At 37.3% G+C, this 15,841-nt stretch carries 17 protein-coding genes; 11 read left to right on the forward strand and 6 right to left on the reverse strand.

Annotated features, from left to right (window positions below; translation table 11 throughout):
* A partial coding sequence (locus FS802_RS24475) for a collagen-like repeat preface domain-containing protein (RefSeq protein WP_144525532.1) occupies window positions 1–1,643 on the reverse strand: 1,643 nt, incomplete at its 3' end.
* A 113-nt stretch (window positions 1,644–1,756) separates the two neighbouring features.
* Complete coding sequence (locus FS802_RS24480) at window positions 1,757–2,722, reverse strand: tyrosine-type recombinase/integrase (RefSeq protein WP_000450155.1); 966 nt, start codon at window positions 2,720–2,722, stop codon at window positions 1,757–1,759.
* Window positions 2,723–2,835: 113 nt separating this feature from the next.
* On the opposite strand from FS802_RS24480, the gene spoVK reads away from it, so the two are divergent.
* Window positions 2,836–3,792, forward strand: a complete 957-nt coding sequence (gene spoVK, locus FS802_RS24485) for a stage V sporulation protein K (protein ID WP_000438183.1) — start codon at window positions 2,836–2,838, stop codon at window positions 3,790–3,792.
* 30 nt (window positions 3,793–3,822) lie between these two features.
* Here the strand turns inward: spoVK and FS802_RS31260 are convergent, their stop codons facing one another.
* Together FS802_RS31260 and FS802_RS24490 are read right to left on the reverse strand one after the other, a co-directional pair.
* Window positions 3,823–3,960 carry a hypothetical protein gene (locus FS802_RS31260; RefSeq protein ID WP_000181494.1) on the reverse strand — a complete coding sequence of 46 codons (138 nt, stop codon included), beginning with the start codon at window positions 3,958–3,960 and terminating at the stop codon, window positions 3,823–3,825.
* 99 nt (window positions 3,961–4,059) lie between these two features.
* On the reverse strand, window positions 4,060–4,683 hold the full coding sequence (locus FS802_RS24490) for a trimeric intracellular cation channel family protein (RefSeq protein ID WP_000312270.1): 624 nt from the start codon (window positions 4,681–4,683) through the stop codon (window positions 4,060–4,062).
* 92 nt (window positions 4,684–4,775) lie between these two features.
* Between FS802_RS24490 and hflX the strand changes: the two genes are divergently transcribed.
* The 7 genes from hflX (at window position 4,776) to FS802_RS24525 (ending at window position 11,233) form a co-directional block, all read left to right on the forward strand.
* Window positions 4,776–6,050: a GTPase HflX gene (gene hflX / locus FS802_RS24495; RefSeq protein WP_142336948.1), complete on the forward strand. Its 1,275-nt coding sequence runs from the start codon at window positions 4,776–4,778 to the stop codon at window positions 6,048–6,050.
* Window positions 6,043–7,314, forward strand: coding sequence for a methionine gamma-lyase family protein (locus FS802_RS24500; protein WP_000460307.1), 1,272 nt, complete (start codon window positions 6,043–6,045; stop codon window positions 7,312–7,314). The genes hflX and FS802_RS24500 overlap by 8 nt, the downstream gene beginning before the upstream one ends.
* Window positions 7,315–7,490: 176 nt before the next feature.
* A complete protein-coding gene (glnR, locus tag FS802_RS24505) occupies window positions 7,491–7,880 on the forward strand; it encodes a transcriptional repressor GlnR (RefSeq protein WP_000656785.1) in 390 nt (129 codons plus the stop codon).
* Between the two features lie 48 nt (window positions 7,881–7,928).
* A complete protein-coding gene (gene glnA / locus FS802_RS24510) occupies window positions 7,929–9,263 on the forward strand; it encodes a type I glutamate--ammonia ligase (protein WP_098720833.1) in 1,335 nt (444 codons plus the stop codon).
* Window positions 9,264–9,567: 304 nt separating this feature from the next.
* Complete coding sequence (locus FS802_RS24515) at window positions 9,568–9,891, forward strand: PadR family transcriptional regulator (RefSeq protein ID WP_001102620.1); 324 nt, start codon at window positions 9,568–9,570, stop codon at window positions 9,889–9,891.
* Window positions 9,884–10,426 carry a DUF1700 domain-containing protein gene (locus FS802_RS24520; protein ID WP_000032403.1) on the forward strand — a complete coding sequence of 181 codons (543 nt, stop codon included), beginning with the start codon at window positions 9,884–9,886 and terminating at the stop codon, window positions 10,424–10,426. The genes FS802_RS24515 and FS802_RS24520 overlap by 8 nt, the downstream gene beginning before the upstream one ends.
* Window positions 10,427–11,233 (forward strand): DUF4097 family beta strand repeat-containing protein, encoded by an 807-nt coding sequence (locus FS802_RS24525; RefSeq protein WP_000976124.1) that lies wholly within the window; start codon window positions 10,427–10,429, stop codon window positions 11,231–11,233.
* Between the two features lie 88 nt (window positions 11,234–11,321).
* Here the strand turns inward: FS802_RS24525 and lexA are convergent, their stop codons facing one another.
* Window positions 11,322–11,942, reverse strand: a complete 621-nt coding sequence (lexA, locus tag FS802_RS24530; protein WP_000413737.1) for a transcriptional repressor LexA — start codon at window positions 11,940–11,942, stop codon at window positions 11,322–11,324.
* A gap of 141 nt (window positions 11,943–12,083) precedes the next feature.
* Between lexA and FS802_RS24535 the strand changes: the two genes are divergently transcribed.
* Entirely contained in the window at window positions 12,084–12,740 is a 657-nt protein-coding gene (locus tag FS802_RS24535; protein WP_046956545.1) for a YneB family resolvase-like protein, read from the forward strand.
* Between the two features lie 45 nt (window positions 12,741–12,785).
* Window positions 12,786–13,025 carry a DUF896 domain-containing protein gene (locus FS802_RS24540; protein ID WP_001190582.1) on the forward strand — a complete coding sequence of 80 codons (240 nt, stop codon included), beginning with the start codon at window positions 12,786–12,788 and terminating at the stop codon, window positions 13,023–13,025.
* A gap of 39 nt (window positions 13,026–13,064) precedes the next feature.
* Here FS802_RS24540 and FS802_RS24545 read toward each other — a convergent pair whose 3' ends face one another.
* Complete coding sequence (locus tag FS802_RS24545) at window positions 13,065–14,648, reverse strand: bifunctional metallophosphatase/5'-nucleotidase (RefSeq protein WP_098720834.1); 1,584 nt, start codon at window positions 14,646–14,648, stop codon at window positions 13,065–13,067.
* Window positions 14,649–14,832: 184 nt separating this feature from the next.
* Here FS802_RS24545 and FS802_RS24550 point away from each other — a divergent pair, with 184 nt between their 5' ends.
* Window positions 14,833–15,771: a phosphate/phosphite/phosphonate ABC transporter substrate-binding protein gene (locus tag FS802_RS24550; RefSeq protein ID WP_076539480.1), complete on the forward strand. Its 939-nt coding sequence runs from the start codon at window positions 14,833–14,835 to the stop codon at window positions 15,769–15,771.
* Window positions 15,772–15,841: the final 70 nt, after the last annotated feature.

Consider the following 15,841-nt stretch of genomic DNA (forward strand, 5'->3'; position numbering starts at 1 on the left):
CCTTGAACGCCCTGAGGTCCAGTAGCACCAGTAGCGCCAGTGTTCCCTTGAACACCCTGAGGTCCAGTAGCGCCAGTGTTCCCTTGAACGCCCTGAGGTCCAGTAGCACCAGTAGCGCCAGTGTTCCCTTGAACACCCTGAGGTCCAGTAGCGCCAGTAGCACCTGTATTACCTTGAGGTCCGGTAGCGCCAGTGTTCCCTTGAACGCCCTGAGGTCCAGTGGCACCAGTAGCACCTGTGTTACCTTGAGGTCCGGTAGCGCCAGTGTTCCCTTGAACGCCCTGAGGTCCAGTGGCACCAGTAGCACCTGTATTACCTTGAGGTCCGGTAGCACCCGTGTTCCCTTGAACACCCTGAGGTCCAGTGGCACCAGTAGCACCTGTATTACCTTGAGGTCCGGTAGCACCCGTGTTCCCTTGAACACCCTGAGGTCCAGTGGCACCAGTAGCACCTGTATTACCTTGAGGTCCAGTGGCACCAGTAGCACCCGTGTTCCCTTGAACGCCCTGAGGTCCAGTAGCGCCAGTAGCACCTGTATTACCTTGAGGTCCGGTAGCGCCAGTGTTCCCTTGAACGCCCTGAGATCCAGTAGCGCCAGTAGCACCTGTATTACCTTGAGGTCCAGTAGCGCCAGTGTTCCCTTGAACGCCCTGAGGTCCAGTGGCACCAGTAGCACCTGTATTACCTTGAGGTCCGGTAGCACCAGTAGCGCCAGTGTTCCCTTGAACGCCCTGAGGTCCAGTGGCACCAGTAGCACCTGTATTACCTTGAGGTCCGGTAGCACCAGTAGCGCCAGTGTTCCCTTGAACACCCTGAGGTCCAGTAGCGCCAGTGTTCCCTTGAACGCCCTGAGGTCCAGTGGCACCAGTAGCACCTGTATTACCTTGAGGTCCAGTGGCACCAGTAGCACCTGTATTACCTTGAGGTCCAGTAGCACCAGTAGCGCCAGTGTTCCCTTGAACACCCTGAGGTCCAGTGGCACCAGTAGAGCCCGTGTTACCTTGAGGTCCAGTGGCACCAGTAGAGCCCGTGTTACCTTGAGGCCCAGTAGCACCGGTAGCGCCAGTGTTACCCTGAGGTCCAGTGGCACCAGTAGAGCCCGTGTTACCTTGAGGCCCAGTAGCACCGGTAGCGCCTGTGTTACCTCGAGGTCCAGTAGGCCCGGTAGGACCTCTGCCGAACGAAGCTGAATTAACTAGAGTAGTTTGTAACTCTGCAATTAATTTAAGGAGTTCTTGGAGTGTACAATGATCGATTCGGAATAACTTTGTGATGTAAAGTAAATAATTAATTAAAATTTGGAGTTCAACAAATACAGCACTTGCTACGAAAGTTGGATTTTTTAATATAGTTATTAAGTTTTTAATAATAGCTAATCCTTGCGCTTTCAGGGAGGAAGTAGCTTCTAGTGAACAAATAAATTTACTTAGTAGGTTCAATGTATCAATTAGATCTTCAATATTTTTGGGAGATGGATTTGCAAAAAGTTTTGGGATTATTTTTGTTAAATCGATAATGATTGCGCGAAATGTTCTAAGTTGTGCTTTAGTAATTGGGATCGATGGGGTATTTGGGATTCGTCCAGCGCTACTTGGAAAGCATGGTTTGGAGAATTTGTTTTGACTGTCGTCATAACGAGACATTAAATCTCTCCTTTCTAATGAGAATGTGAATGAAACTCATCATAGTAGATGCAAAAATTAGTTAAATGGTCATAGTAAAATCGTTTGTTTAAAGAAAAAATAGAAAAAACGCCTTATGATAAGGCGTTTTTTCTATTTTCTGCGTATTGATAATATCGTTTTAGTGAAACTTTTGATTTGAATCCAGCTAGTTTTATAATTTCTGACTCCGGAGTTTCTTTTTTTATTAAGTTTAAAATATAGGTGTTACGAAAGTGTTGTCCTGAGATTCCTTTGCGTAAATTAGCTCTAGATACTTCAAGGCGAATCATTTTTTGGATAGCGATTTCTGTTAATCCCTTCGGTGCATCATTTTCGTATACCCATCTGTATGTTCCGCGATTAAAATCAAATGCGATAAATAATGGGTCATGACTATGGTATTTTGGACGAACGGGTTCAGGGATGCTTTTGTAATAAGTATATAGTTGTTTTTTGTCTTCGTTAGTTAATGTAATTGTTCTTTCTACCCCTGCGGTTGCTGGGATAGAAAATGTGTTAGTTTCAAAGTGAACGTGATGCATAGTTAACGCTGTAAGTTCCTGTAAGGATAATCCATAGTCGATTAATAAGTTTAAAATAGCAACATTACGATCCATTAATAAAGGGCGCACAGGACGTTGTTTTTCTGAAAGTCCTTCTAATGAAGTGATTATATGTTTTAATCTTTTTTCTTCATCAGATGAAATGAAATCTTCGTTACGAAGTGTGCGGTCTGGTTGAATAGAAATTTCCATGTTCTTTAATGGGTTAGGGATATTTAGAAAATGATGCATTCTATTTAATACAATAAATACACGGTGCATCGTTTTCTCTGAGTAATGTCGATTCTTTTTTAGGTCGGAAAAGTAATCTTCGTAGTCTTTTGTACAAAGTGTAGCCCATATATTACTGGAAGGGAGCTTTTTGTTTTTTTCTAACCAATGTCCGAAATCTTCAATGTCATAAACATAACGTTTAATGGTTGAAGCTTTTCGGCCTTTATTCAATAAAAAAATAGAAAAGGCTTGTATTGTATCATGGAATTCCGATGTCTCCATAGTCCCACCACCTTCATTATTTCTTATATTATAGCAAACTTTTCTGAAAATAGTCATTTGCAAGGGAGACAGGAATAATAATATTTGGTGAGTGGATAAAATGAGGTGATTGTATGGAACAATCGATGCGAAAGAAAAATAATAATCAAATTAACATTGTGTTAAATCATCGAAAGAAAATTTCTTTACCAGCCGCAGAAAATAAAACAGTAATTTCAAATGAAACTACTACGAAACATGAGATGCTGCAAAGAATTGAAGAAGAGATGGGGAAGCTTGTTGGGATGGATGATATAAAAAAGATAATAAAAGAAATATATGCTTGGATTTATGTGAATAAAAAAAGACAAGAAATAGGGTTGAAATCTGAGAAGCAAGTACTCCATATGTTGTTTAAAGGGAATCCAGGTACAGGGAAGACAACTGTTGCTAGAATGATAGGGAAATTGTTGTTTGAGATGAATATTTTATCAAAAGGGCACTTAGTTGAAGCTGAACGTGCAGATCTTGTAGGAGAGTACATCGGACATACAGCTCAAAAAACAAGAGATTTAATAAAAAAAGCAATGGGAGGTATTTTGTTTATAGATGAGGCGTATTCATTGGCTCGAGGGGGAGAAAAAGATTTTGGGAAAGAAGCAATTGATACGCTTGTAAAACATATGGAAGATAAACAACACGGTTTTGTATTGATTTTAGCTGGATATTCAAGAGAGATGAATCATTTTCTTTCATTAAATCCAGGACTACAATCACGTTTTCCATTTATAATTGAATTTTCTGATTACTCAGTAAATCAACTGTTGGAAATTGGGAAGAGGATGTATGAAGAGCGTGAATACCAGTTATCGAAAGAGGCTGAATGGAAATTTAGAGATCATTTACATGCTGTAAAGTACTCGTCGCAAATTACATCGTTTAGTAATGGACGATATGTACGGAATATTGTTGAAAAATCGATTCGTACACAGGCTATGCGGTTGTTGCAAGAGGATACGTATGATAAATATGATTTAATTGGGATATCAAGTTGTGATTTGATGCTTGAAGAGGAGACGCACAGTACGTAAACTGTGCGTCTGTTTTTTGTATAAGTGCTTTTACTCTTTTTTTGCTTTTCCTTGATAAGATTTATGGAAGTGTTCCATTTTAGCGCTTTTTTCGTGTGCAGAATTAGGATCGTGTCCAATTTGACCTACTGAGCTTTTTTGAGCGCCTTTATTAACATGGTTTGTCATTTGTATTCACCTCGCTTTGAGGATTAGTATAAACATTATGTAAAGAAAAACTCATTAGAAAAGAAAAACCTCTTTACGATATGTAAAGAGGTTAGATTGCTATTTATGCATTGAACGTTCTTTTGTATCGATACGTCTATGCGGTAAATGCCATTTGTAATGAATAGAAACCATGCGGAAGCAAACAATTAAAATGAATAAGGTATATAGAGCCCAATCGCTAACAATAATTTGAGCGCCGATTAAGAAACCTGCTAGAATCGTCCAAAAGGCATATACTTCAGCTCGAAGGACGAGAGGTTTTCTGCGGGCTAAAAGATCGCGGATGATACCACCGCCAATACCAGTTAAAACAGCTGCTACGATTGTAGCGCTAATTGGTAAATTTAATTTTTGAGCATATAATGCTCCTTGTACGGCGAATGCTGATAAGCCGATAGCATCAGTGATATTTTCCCACTTTTTCCAATGTCTAATTAATTTATTAGGAAAAAGAAAAATAATCGTCATTGATAGTAGTGCGATTTGGAATAACATGTCTTGTTGCCAAAACGCGACAATCGGATAACCGATTAATAAATTACGAAGGGCACCTCCCCCAAATGCGGTTGCCATTCCTAAAATATACACCCCGAAAATATCATAATCCTCTTCCATTGCAACAATGGCTCCGCTTAGTGCGAAAGCGATTGTGCCTATGATGCTAAAAATCTCCCATGCCATGAATTTTCTCCCCCGCTAACTAGATGAAATGTGCTTCCTCTGCTATTATATTAGAAGGTTTAAATTTCGAAAAGGATGAGTGAACATATTTGATGGAAGAAAAAGAAAAAGTCATATTAGTAGGCTGTCAATTGCCACAAGATGATGATGAAAAGTTTATGCATTCCATGAAAGAGCTTGCATCGCTAGCGAAGACTGCACGAGCAGAATTGTTAGTGTCTACAACGCAAAAACGACCGAAGTTTCATCCGGCGACTTATATAGGTAAAGGTAAATTAGAAGAGCTTACAATGTTAACGGAAGAATTAGAACCGGATGTTATCGTATTTAATAACGAATTAACGCCGAGTCAAATTCGGAATTTATCCTCGGTATTAGATGCGAGGGTAATTGATCGAACGCAACTAATATTAGATATTTTTGCGCAACGTGCGAAGTCGAGGGAAGGTAAGCTTCAAGTAGAATTAGCTCAGTTGCAATATACAATGCCACGTCTTATGGGGCAAGGATTGTCTTTATCACGTCTTGGTGGTGGTATTGGAACGAGAGGGCCGGGTGAGACGAAACTTGAGACGGATCGTCGTCATATTCGATCACGCGTTGATGAAATAAAGAAACAACTTGCAGTTGTTGTGGAGCATCGAAAAAGATATCGTGAGAGAAGAAAAGATAATAAAGTATTTCAAGTTTCATTAATAGGGTATACGAATGCGGGAAAATCTACACTGTTTAATAGATTGACGGAAGTAGATACGTTTGAAGAAAACTTGTTGTTTGCAACGCTAGACCCGACGACAAGGAAGATGCCGTTACCTTCAGGTTATACAGTATTACTGACTGATACGGTGGGCTTTATACAAGATTTACCTACGTCATTAATTGCTGCTTTTCGTTCGACATTAGAAGAAGCTGGTGAAGCGGATGTTATTTTACATGTAGTTGATTCAGCGGATCCTAATTATGTAGGGCATGAGAAAACAGTAAAACAATTATTGTCAGAACTTGAAATTAATCATATTCCTATTATTACGTTATATAATAAAAAAGATGAATTACATCAAAACTTTATTCCGTTTCCGAAAAGTGACTTCTTAATGACTAGTGCCTTTGAACAAAGTGATTTATTGCATATAAAAGAAGCGATAGAAACGAAAATGAAGGAAGAAATGAATCGTTATCAAGTGGAAATTCCACCGAGTGAAGGTAAGTTGTTAACGCTATTAAAGACGGAGACGCTATTAACAAAGATGGAGTTTCTGGAAGATAAATTTGTATATGATTGCGTGGGGTATATTTTTGCTCATTCATCGCTTAATGTGCAATTAAAGAGATTTTTAGTGGAAGAAGGAGAAAATAAAAATGTTTGATCGTTTGAAAAATGGAGAAAAAATTGCTCCAATCGTAAAAGAAGTAGAGAGCCAGATTACAGAAGTACATAAACGCGCGGATGAAGTAATTGAAAGCAATCAGTTTCGAGTGTTAGAAAGTTTCCGTAAACATAAAATTAGTGATTCGCATTTTATTCCGACGACAGGTTACGGTTATGATGATATTGGCCGTGATACGTTAGAAAAAGTGTATGCGGATGTATTTGGAGCGGAAGCTGGTCTTGTTCGTCCGCAAATTATTTCAGGTACTCATGCTATTTCTACAGCGTTATTCGGTGTTTTACGTCCGGGAGATGAGTTATTGTACATCACTGGCAAACCGTATGATACGTTAGAAGAAATCGTTGGTGTACGCGGAAAAGGTGTAGGTTCATTTAAAGAATATAATATTGGTTATAATGCAGTTCCGCTTACTGAAGAGGGGCTTGTTGATTTTGGAGCTGTTGCGACTGCAATTCATAGTAATACGAAGATGATTGGGATTCAGCGCTCAAAAGGTTATGCTACTCGTCCATCGTTTACTATTTCTCAAATTAAAGAGATGATAGCATTCGTTAAAGAAATTAAACCTGATGTTGTTGTGTTTGTAGATAACTGTTATGGTGAGTTTATTGAAGAGCAAGAGCCATGTCATGTTGGTGCAGATTTAATGGCAGGTTCGCTTATTAAAAATCCTGGTGGTGGAATTGTTAAAACTGGTGGTTACATTGTTGGTAAAGAACAGTATGTTGAAGCGTGTGCATATCGTTTAACATCTCCGGGAATCGGTGCGGAAGCAGGGGCATCTTTATACAGTCTGCAAGAAATGTATCAAGGTTTCTTCTTAGCGCCGCATGTAGCGGGACAAGCACTAAAAGGTGCGATTTTTACAGCTGCATTTTTAGAGAAGTTAGGAATGAATACATCACCAGCATGGAATGCACCAAGAACAGATTTAATTCAGTCTGTTCAATTTGATGATAAAGATCGTATGATTGCATTCTGCCAAGCGATTCAATATGCATCTCCAATTAATTCTCACTTCACTCCATATGCCAACTATATGCCGGGTTATGAAGATGATGTAATTATGGCTGCGGGAACGTTTATTCAAGGTGCAAGTATTGAATTGTCAGCTGATGGTCCAATTCGTCCGCCTTATGTTGCTTACGTGCAAGGTGGGTTAACTTATTCACATGTGAAGATTGCGATTTGTTCTGCAATTGATGCGTTAATTGAAAAAGAATTATTAACAATTTCTTAAGGGGAAGCTGTCGATTTCGACAGCTTTTTTCTAATGAAAGTAATGATTAATTTCATTAGAAAAAAGAATGAAAAAATTTATAAAAAAAATCATGTAAGAAAAGCTAACATCTATTGACACTAAACATAACATGGTATAAAATGAGAAGCAGTTAAGGCGAAGGAGGAACTGAAACAATGAAAGAAGATAGACGTTCTGCCCCGCTGTTTCCTATTGGTATTGTTATGGATTTAACACAATTATCTGCACGTCAAATTCGCTACTATGAAGAGCATAATCTTGTTTCTCCAACCCGTACAAAGGGGAATCGTAGATTATTTTCATTTAACGATGTAGATAAGTTGTTAGAGATTAAAGATTTATTAGATCAAGGCTTGAATATGGCTGGTATTAAACAAGTGTTACTAATGAAAGTAAATCAAACAGAAACAGTGAAAGTAAAAGAAGAAACGAAAGAAATTTCAAAAACTGAGCTTCGCAAAATACTTCGAGATGAACTACAACATACAGGTAGATTTAATCGGACTTCATTGCGACAAGGTGACATTTCAAGGTTTTTTCACTAAAGATAACTGATTCTGAAGGTGTTTAGAGGGACTAAGGAGGAATTTATAATGGCTAGGTACACAAGAGAAGATATTTTCCGTTTGGCGAAAGAAGAGAATGTAAAGTATATCCGCTTACAATTTACGGACCTTTTAGGAGTAATTAAAAACGTAGAAATTCCAGTGAGCCAATTAACAAAAGCTCTTGATAACAAAATGATGTTTGATGGATCTTCTATTGAAGGTTTCGTACGTATTGAAGAATCGGATATGTATTTATATCCGGATTTGGATACTTGGGTAATTTTCCCTTGGACAGCTGAAAAAGGGAAAGTAGCTCGATTAATCTGTGATATTTACAATGCAGATGGCACTCCATTTGATGGTGATCCACGTAACAACTTAAAGCGTGTATTAAAAGAAATGGAAGCATTAGGATTCTCAGATTTCAATCTTGGACCAGAGCCGGAATTCTTCCTATTTAAAGTAGATGAAAAAGGAAATCCAACATTAGAATTAAACGATAACGGTGGGTACTTCGACCTTGCGCCGATGGATCTAGGGGAAAACTGTCGTCGTGATATCGTTCTTGAACTTGAAGAAATGGGCTTTGAAATTGAAGCGTCTCACCATGAGGTTGCTCCAGGGCAACACGAAATTGACTTTAAATATGCAAATGCAATTCGCTCATGTGATGACATTCAAACATTCAAACTTGTTGTAAAAACAATTGCTCGTAAACACGGTTTACACGCAACATTTATGCCAAAACCATTATACGGTGTGAACGGTTCAGGTATGCACTGTAACTTATCACTATTCAAAAATGGTGAGAACGTATTCTTCGATCAAAACGGTGAATTACAATTAAGTGATGATGCTCGTCACTTCATCGCAGGTATTTTAAAACACGCACCAGCATTTACAGCGGTAGCAAATCCAACTGTAAACTCTTACAAGCGTTTAGTACCTGGATACGAAGCTCCTTGTTACGTAGCATGGTCTGCACAAAACCGTAGCCCATTAGTACGTATCCCTGCATCTCGTGGTATTAGTACACGCGTAGAAGTACGTAGTGTTGACCCAGCTGCAAACCCATATTTAGTAATGGCTACATTATTAGCAGCAGGTCTTGATGGAATTAAAAACAGATTAACTCCACCAGCTGCAGTAGACCGTAACATCTATGTAATGACGAAAGAAGAGCGCGAAGAAGCTGGCATCGTTGACTTACCAGCAACATTAGCGCAAGCATTAGTTACATTACAATCTAATGAAGTAGTATGCGGTGCACTAGGAGAGCATTTACTTGAGCACTTCATCGAAGCGAAAGAGATTGAGTGGGACATCTTCCGCACGCAAGTTCACCAATGGGAACGCGATCAATATATGTCTCTATACTAAGAGAGAAAAAAGCCTTGATACTACGGTATCAGGGCTTTTTTTATTTGTGGGCAAATATAAAGGCTTGTGAAATGAATTAGATGGGTGCCCGCAAAATGCCCGAAAAAAGTCATGTGGATTATTTAAAATGCGTGCTAGCTATGAATGAAAATGTGGAAGTTGAAATATGGTGTGGATGTATTTAATTCGAAAATTAAGTATTGAAAAATATAGTACCTTGCAATGAATAATACTAAGTGTTATATTATGGATATAATAGGTACCGTGTATTGAATAGTACTGAAATGAGAAAGGGGGATTGACCTTGAACGTTCAGTTTAAAAAAGGCGTGTTAGAACTTTGTGTTTTAGCACTTGTGAAACGTAAAGATTGTTACGGCTATGAACTTGTTCAGCAAATCTCAAATAAATTTTTAATATCGGAAGGGTCAGTGTATCCTTTATTACGTCGTTTAACGAAAGAAGGATATTTTCAAACGTATTTAAAAGAATCTACAGAGGGGCCACCTCGTAAATATTATCAACTAACGGAGCAAGGGGAGACGCAACTGAATTTGTTAGTAACGGAGTGGCGTGATTTTGCAAAAGGCGTACAAGAAATTATTGAAGGGGTGGAATGGGATGAGTAAAGAACAGTTCCTTAAAGAATTATCAAGTCATCTTAGAAAGTTACCGGAAGAAGAGGGGAAAGATATTTTATTTGATTATGAAGAGCATTTTCAGTTTGGGAAAGAAGAGGGGAAAACTGAATCGGAAATAATAAAAGGCCTTGGTTCTCCGAAAGTAATTGCGAAAGACTTACTTGCTTTGTATCGCTTTGATGAAATGAAAAAGGACCCATCTACTTCGAATATAACAAGGGCTGTCATGGCTGCGATTGGACTTAGTTTGTTTAATTTCATTATTGTGTTAGGCCCGTTAGTTGCAATTATCGCTTTTATATTTTCTTTTTGGGTCGGTGGGATTGCTAGTGTAGTGACACCATTTTTTGTTATTGCAAAAGTATTTATGGGTACTTTTATATGGTTGGATGTATTCGTTAGTATAACGTTTGTTGGAGTAGGTTTGTTGTTATGTATTATCGCTTATTATAGTACGAAGTGGTTTAAAAAGTTATGCGTACGTTATGTAATATGGAACTTCAAAATGATAAAAGGGGAGTAGATGATGAAGAAAATATTGTTAGTAGCTATCGCTTGTATCATTATTGGAGTAATAGGGATTTCACAAACATATGAAAAAGCAGTGCAAACTGCAGAAAAAGGAAACAAAGAAGACGTTATTAAAAACGAAACATTAAAAAATATACAAGTTAAGTTAGACGCTGGGGATATTGTTGTCCAAAAATCTCCCGACTCTTCTTTTTATGTAAAGCACACAGGAGATGCACGTAAACAAGAGATTCGTATTGCCGAAGATGGTGATACATTAAAAATTATTGGGGAAAGAGAAAAAGGTGCTTCATTTGATTTTTCCTTTTACAATTTCAAGTTTCAAACGTCTACATTGACTATATTTGTACCAGAACGTTCTTACCAAGAGATAAAAATAAATTCATCAACTGGACAAATAGAAGTAAGTGATGTGAAAAGTGATCGTGTAAGTGTTGGGACACTCGCTGGAGAAGTAGATTTGAAACATGTCACAGCTAAGAGTGTGGAGGGTTCTACAAAAGCTGGTGAGGTGAATTTAAAAAAGGTAATAGGGAAAGTAACAGCGAAAACGGCTAGCGGGGATGTATATGTTGTGGATCATGATCCGAAGTATGATGTAGAGGCAAGTTCAACTGCTGGGGATGTAGATATTACTTTATTAGAAAAACCACAAGATGCAGTTATAACTGGGCAAAGCGCTGCTGGCGACGTGATGATTTTTAATGAAGAAAATAAAAATATAACAATTGGCAATGGTAGTAAAAAGATTAGCGGTAAAACAGCTGCTGGCGATGTGACGATTGAAACTCGTTCATAAGAAATAAAATGTATGAAAATCTATCAAAATACAAAAAAAGAAGATAATTACCGTATATAGATAAGGTAATTATCTTCTTTTATTATTCTTAATGTAAATCACGATATACGCCAATTACTTTTCCAATAACTGACACTTGTTTTAAAATGATAGGTTCTAATGAAGAGTTTTCCGGTTGTAGACGGAAATGGTCTTTTTCTTTATAGAAACGTTTAACAGTTGCTTCGTTATCTTCTGTTAAAGCGACTACAATTTCACCGTTGTATGCAGACTGCTGTTGGCGAACAACAACTAAATCCCCATCGAAAATACCAGCTTCAATCATACTATCTCCGGAAATACGTAACATAAATACTTGGTCTGCTCCAGCAACAATGCTAGCTGGAAGTGGGAAGTGATCTTCTACACTTTCCACTGCTGTAATCGGTAATCCAGCAGTAACTTTTCCGACAATTGGAACTTGAATAACAGATTGTGTTTCTGTATCCATTCGGTTGTCACCTAAAATTTCAATTGCTCGTGGTTTTGTTGGATCGCGTCGAATATATCCTTTTTCTTCTAGTCGTGATAAATGTCCGTGCACTGTAGAACTAGAAGCGAGGCCGACTGCTTGACCGATTTCACGTACGGAAGGTGGATATCCTTTTTCTTGTACTTTTAGCTTAATAAAGTCGAGAATGTCTTGCTGGCGTTTCGTTAACTTTTCCATGTTTTCTAACACCTCGTTTTCTTTCATTTTTCTTATTAATAAGTATAACATGCGAAAAAACATTCTACAAACATAAGTTCGAACGAAAGACGAATTTATGATACACTATAAGGAAAATATAGTGAGAAAGAAGGGTTCAAAATGAATGCAATTATTTATGCACGTGTGAGCACAACAAAAGAAGAACAGGAAACATCATTATTGCGTCAAAAAGATGAATTATTGCATTTAGCTGAGCGCTATCAAATGAATGTTGTAAAGGTGATTGAGGAGCAGGCTAGTGGTTATACAATTGAACGTGATGGCATATTAGAAGTGCTAGATACAATTCGCGATGAACAAGTTGATGTACTTCTCATACAAGATGAAACGCGCCTTGGTAGAGGGAATGCAAAGATTGCATTAATGCACTGTTTACATAAAGAGGGAATAAAAGTATATACGCATACGCATAATGGAGAATTAGAACTCTCTGACTCTGATTCGATGGTGCTAGATATAATTGGGATTGTTGAAGAGTATCAAAGAAAGATCCACAATTTAAAAATTAAACGTGGCATGCAAAGAGCGGTAGAGAAAGGATTTCGTCCAGAGAATAATTTGAAAAATCGTCATTTAAGTATAGGACGTGAGAAAAAAGAAGTGCCAATTGAGGAAATTGTACGTTTACGCCGGAATGAATTAACTTTTGAAGAAATTGCAGCAACACTTCGTGGTTTTGGTCATGATGTTTCAAAAGCAACTGTACATCGAAGATATGTAGAATATACAAAGCAATTGCTTGATAAAGAGGACTAACTATTGTATGATAATAATCAGTTTTGAGTAAAAGGGGGATTCGAGATGCAAAGTCACGAACTCATTGAACGCATTAACTTCTTAGCGAAAAAAGCAAAAGCTGAAGGTTTAACTGAAGAAGAACAACGTGAGCGCCAATCGCTACGTGAACAATATTTAAAAGGATTTCGTCAAAATATGTTAAACGAACTTAAAGGAATTAAAGTTGTTAACGAAGAAGGTACTGATGTTACACCGGCGAAATTAAAAGCTTTAAAAAAGCAAGATAATGCAAAATTAAACTAAAAGATGGGCGAAGCCCATCTTTTTTATTTATTATATCCGTTATTTAATAACTTTCCAGTTGTTATTGACTGTTGCTTCTATCTTTTTGTGCTTCAATATATAGTTAGCGATAAGTTCAGACATATCTGTTGGTATGTCTTTTATTACGGGCTTATTTTGAAACATAAAGAAGTTCCCTCCGCCGCTTGCGCGATAATTATTCATAACGACGTCATATTCTTCGTTCATATGAAGTGGAGCGCCTTTATACTGTAAGGATTCTGCTCTCTCGCCAATTGGTTTGGAAATGTTTAATACGTACGAAATTCCTTCCCACATATCGTAATTATAGTGTTGCGGCTTTGGTTCTATGTAGGCAGGGTTTACGATGATAGTTCCATCTGCTTTTAATATGAAATAAGAAGCAGAGAGTTCAAGGGCATCTTTTATATCCGCTCCAGTTATTCTAATTACTTTTAATGTATTTGGATAAATATAATTAGAAACGATGTCACGCATTGTTACGCGATTAGGGAAACCTGGAGATGTATTATGGAATAAGCTTGTACAAGAAATGGAAACATTAGCTATATCCATTTGTATTTTATTTATGAATTCAATAAAAGGATGATCTTGCAAACGAGTTTGCATAGCATCTGAAATTTGCATGTCCCCATAGATTATTCCAATAGGTTGATCGAGCCAATTTTGTGTATTCTCTTCATAATCAGATGCTAAGGAAAGAACATCTGAATCTGCCTCAATTCCTTGCACCGTCAACAACTCTGAATAACTTTCTTTTTTAAGCCACTTCTGTTCCATTCTTTCGAAGGTTACGGTTATTTTTCCAACTGATTGCCCATTACATCCAGTCTGTAAAATTGTTACACCATTCATTACGGTGTGAGCGATTTCCCGGTGTTGGTGGCCTGTTAGTAAAATGTCTATGCCTTCAATTTCATGGCACATTGCATATCCTTGGTTTTCACCTGTTAAAACTTCAGTCGGTAACCCAGTTTGTAAATCGCGTTCAAATCCCCCATGGTAGGCTACGACTAATAAATCGGGTTTCTCGTGTTCGCGAATGTAAGAAACCCATCTTTTTGTTGTTTCTAATGCATCTTCAAATTGTAAATTTTGAATGTGATGGGGTTGTTCCCAATTGGGAATGTAATGCGTTGTCATCCCTAAAATAGCAATTTTTATATTTGATTCAATATGTTTTATTATATATGGTTTCCCGAAATAAGGTTCTTTTCTGTATTTATCTAAAATATTTGCTGATAGATAGGGAAAGTTTGCAGTAGAAATAGCATTATTTAATATGTCCATTCCATAATTAAATTCATGATTCCCAATAACTGCAGCATCATAACGTAAATAGTTCGCTAATAAAGACATTGGATTTTTCTTATCTTCTTCATATGTAGCGTAATGATAAGTAAAGGGTGTTCCTTGTATGAAGTCACCGTTATCAATTAAAAGAACGTTTCTATTTTGGGAACGTTCTTTTTTTATAAGAGTAGAAATTTTGGCTAAACCAATTTCAGCTTGAGAGTTATCTTGGTAGTGAATTGGATAAACAGTGCCATGTATATCACTTGTTAATAAAATGTTTAAAGTTACAATTTGATTTGGATTCAATATCATTCACCTTTTCCATTGTTATCTACTAATTAAGCATATCAAATATATGAAGAGAATTTTAATGAGAATGTATAGAATGTGTAAAGATTCTGTAAATAAGCAATTATACGTGAAAATGTGTGATATATTTCTTCATGTTTACGGAAGGCGATTTTATAACAACAAAAATGGAGGCATTAATATGTTGAAAAAAGTTTTTGCAATGAGTACGACAGTTGTACTAGCGGCGGGATTATTAAGTGGTTGTGGAACGAAAGAATCAAGTGCAAGTAAAACTGAAGATACGAAAAAAGGTTATGTACCGAAGACCTTAAATGTTCAATTTGTTCCTTCTCAAAATGCAGATACGTTAGAGGCGAAGGCAAAACCATTGGAAAAGCTATTAAGTGATAAGTTAAATATTCCAGTAAAAGTTAGTATTTCAACGAATTACAATACAATTGTAGAAGCGATGGCATCTAAGCAAGTAGATGTAGGATTTTTACCCCCAACAGCGTATGTGCTAGCGCATGAGAAAAAGGCTGCAAACGTAATTTTACAAGCACAACGTTTTGGAGTAGATGATGAAACGGGAGCTCCTACAAAGGATTTAGTAGACTTTTATAAATCTGAGTTTGTAGTTAAGAAAGATTCAAATATTAATAGTGTAAAAGATTTAAAAGGTAAAAAAATTGGTTATCAAGATGTAACGTCATCAGCGGGATATGTGTGGCCTGCGGCTGTACTATTAAAAGAGGGCGTTGATCCGTTAAAAGATGTGAAACCTGTTACATTAAAAGGTCACGATCAGTCGCTTATTGCGCTTTTAAATGGTGATGTAGATGCAGCTGTTGTATTCCAAGATGCTCGTAATATTGTGAAAAAAGATTATCCGAATATATTCGATCAAACGAAAATAGTGAAATTTACGGAAAAAATTCCAAACGATACGATTTCGGTACGTTCTGATTTAGATGCAGAGTGGAGTAAGAAATTACAGGACGCTTTCATTGAAATAGGAAAGAATGAGGAAGGTCACAAAATCATTAAAGAAGTATATTCACATGAAGGATATGTTAAATCTGATGATAGTAAATTTGATATCGTTCGTGAATATGGAAAGAAAGTAAAAACGCAATAATACATATGGAAATGGCAGCTAACTGGAAGGTGTATGTTTCCAGTTAGTTTGCCATTTTGAATACATAGAA

It is taken from the genome of Bacillus sp. DE0042 (assembly GCF_007680225.1).
Taxonomy (GTDB): domain Bacteria; phylum Bacillota; class Bacilli; order Bacillales; family Bacillaceae_G; genus Bacillus_A; species Bacillus_A wiedmannii.

Bases quoted from the DNA above. Each gene is read 5' to 3' on its own strand.
- FS802_RS24480 (WP_000450155.1), bottom strand. From the start codon at position 2,722: ATGGAGACATCGGAATTCCATGATACAATACAAGCCTTTTCTATTTTT.
- spoVK (WP_000438183.1), top strand. From the start codon at position 2,836: ATGGAACAATCGATGCGAAAGAAAAATAATAATCAAATTAACATTGTG.
- FS802_RS31260 (WP_000181494.1), bottom strand. From the start codon at position 3,960: ATGACAAACCATGTTAATAAAGGCGCTCAAAAAAGCTCAGTAGGTCAA.
- FS802_RS24490 (WP_000312270.1), bottom strand. From the start codon at position 4,683: ATGGCATGGGAGATTTTTAGCATCATAGGCACAATCGCTTTCGCACTA.
- hflX (WP_142336948.1), top strand. From the start codon at position 4,776: ATGGAAGAAAAAGAAAAAGTCATATTAGTAGGCTGTCAATTGCCACAA.
- FS802_RS24500 (WP_000460307.1), top strand. From the start codon at position 6,043: ATGTTTGATCGTTTGAAAAATGGAGAAAAAATTGCTCCAATCGTAAAA.
- glnR (WP_000656785.1), top strand. From the start codon at position 7,491: ATGAAAGAAGATAGACGTTCTGCCCCGCTGTTTCCTATTGGTATTGTT.
- glnA (WP_098720833.1), top strand. From the start codon at position 7,929: ATGGCTAGGTACACAAGAGAAGATATTTTCCGTTTGGCGAAAGAAGAG.
- FS802_RS24520 (WP_000032403.1), top strand. From the start codon at position 9,884: ATGAGTAAAGAACAGTTCCTTAAAGAATTATCAAGTCATCTTAGAAAG.
- FS802_RS24525 (WP_000976124.1), top strand. From the start codon at position 10,427: ATGATGAAGAAAATATTGTTAGTAGCTATCGCTTGTATCATTATTGGA.
- lexA (WP_000413737.1), bottom strand. From the start codon at position 11,942: ATGGAAAAGTTAACGAAACGCCAGCAAGACATTCTCGACTTTATTAAG.
- FS802_RS24535 (WP_046956545.1), top strand. From the start codon at position 12,084: ATGAATGCAATTATTTATGCACGTGTGAGCACAACAAAAGAAGAACAG.
- FS802_RS24540 (WP_001190582.1), top strand. From the start codon at position 12,786: ATGCAAAGTCACGAACTCATTGAACGCATTAACTTCTTAGCGAAAAAA.
- FS802_RS24550 (WP_076539480.1), top strand. From the start codon at position 14,833: ATGTTGAAAAAAGTTTTTGCAATGAGTACGACAGTTGTACTAGCGGCG.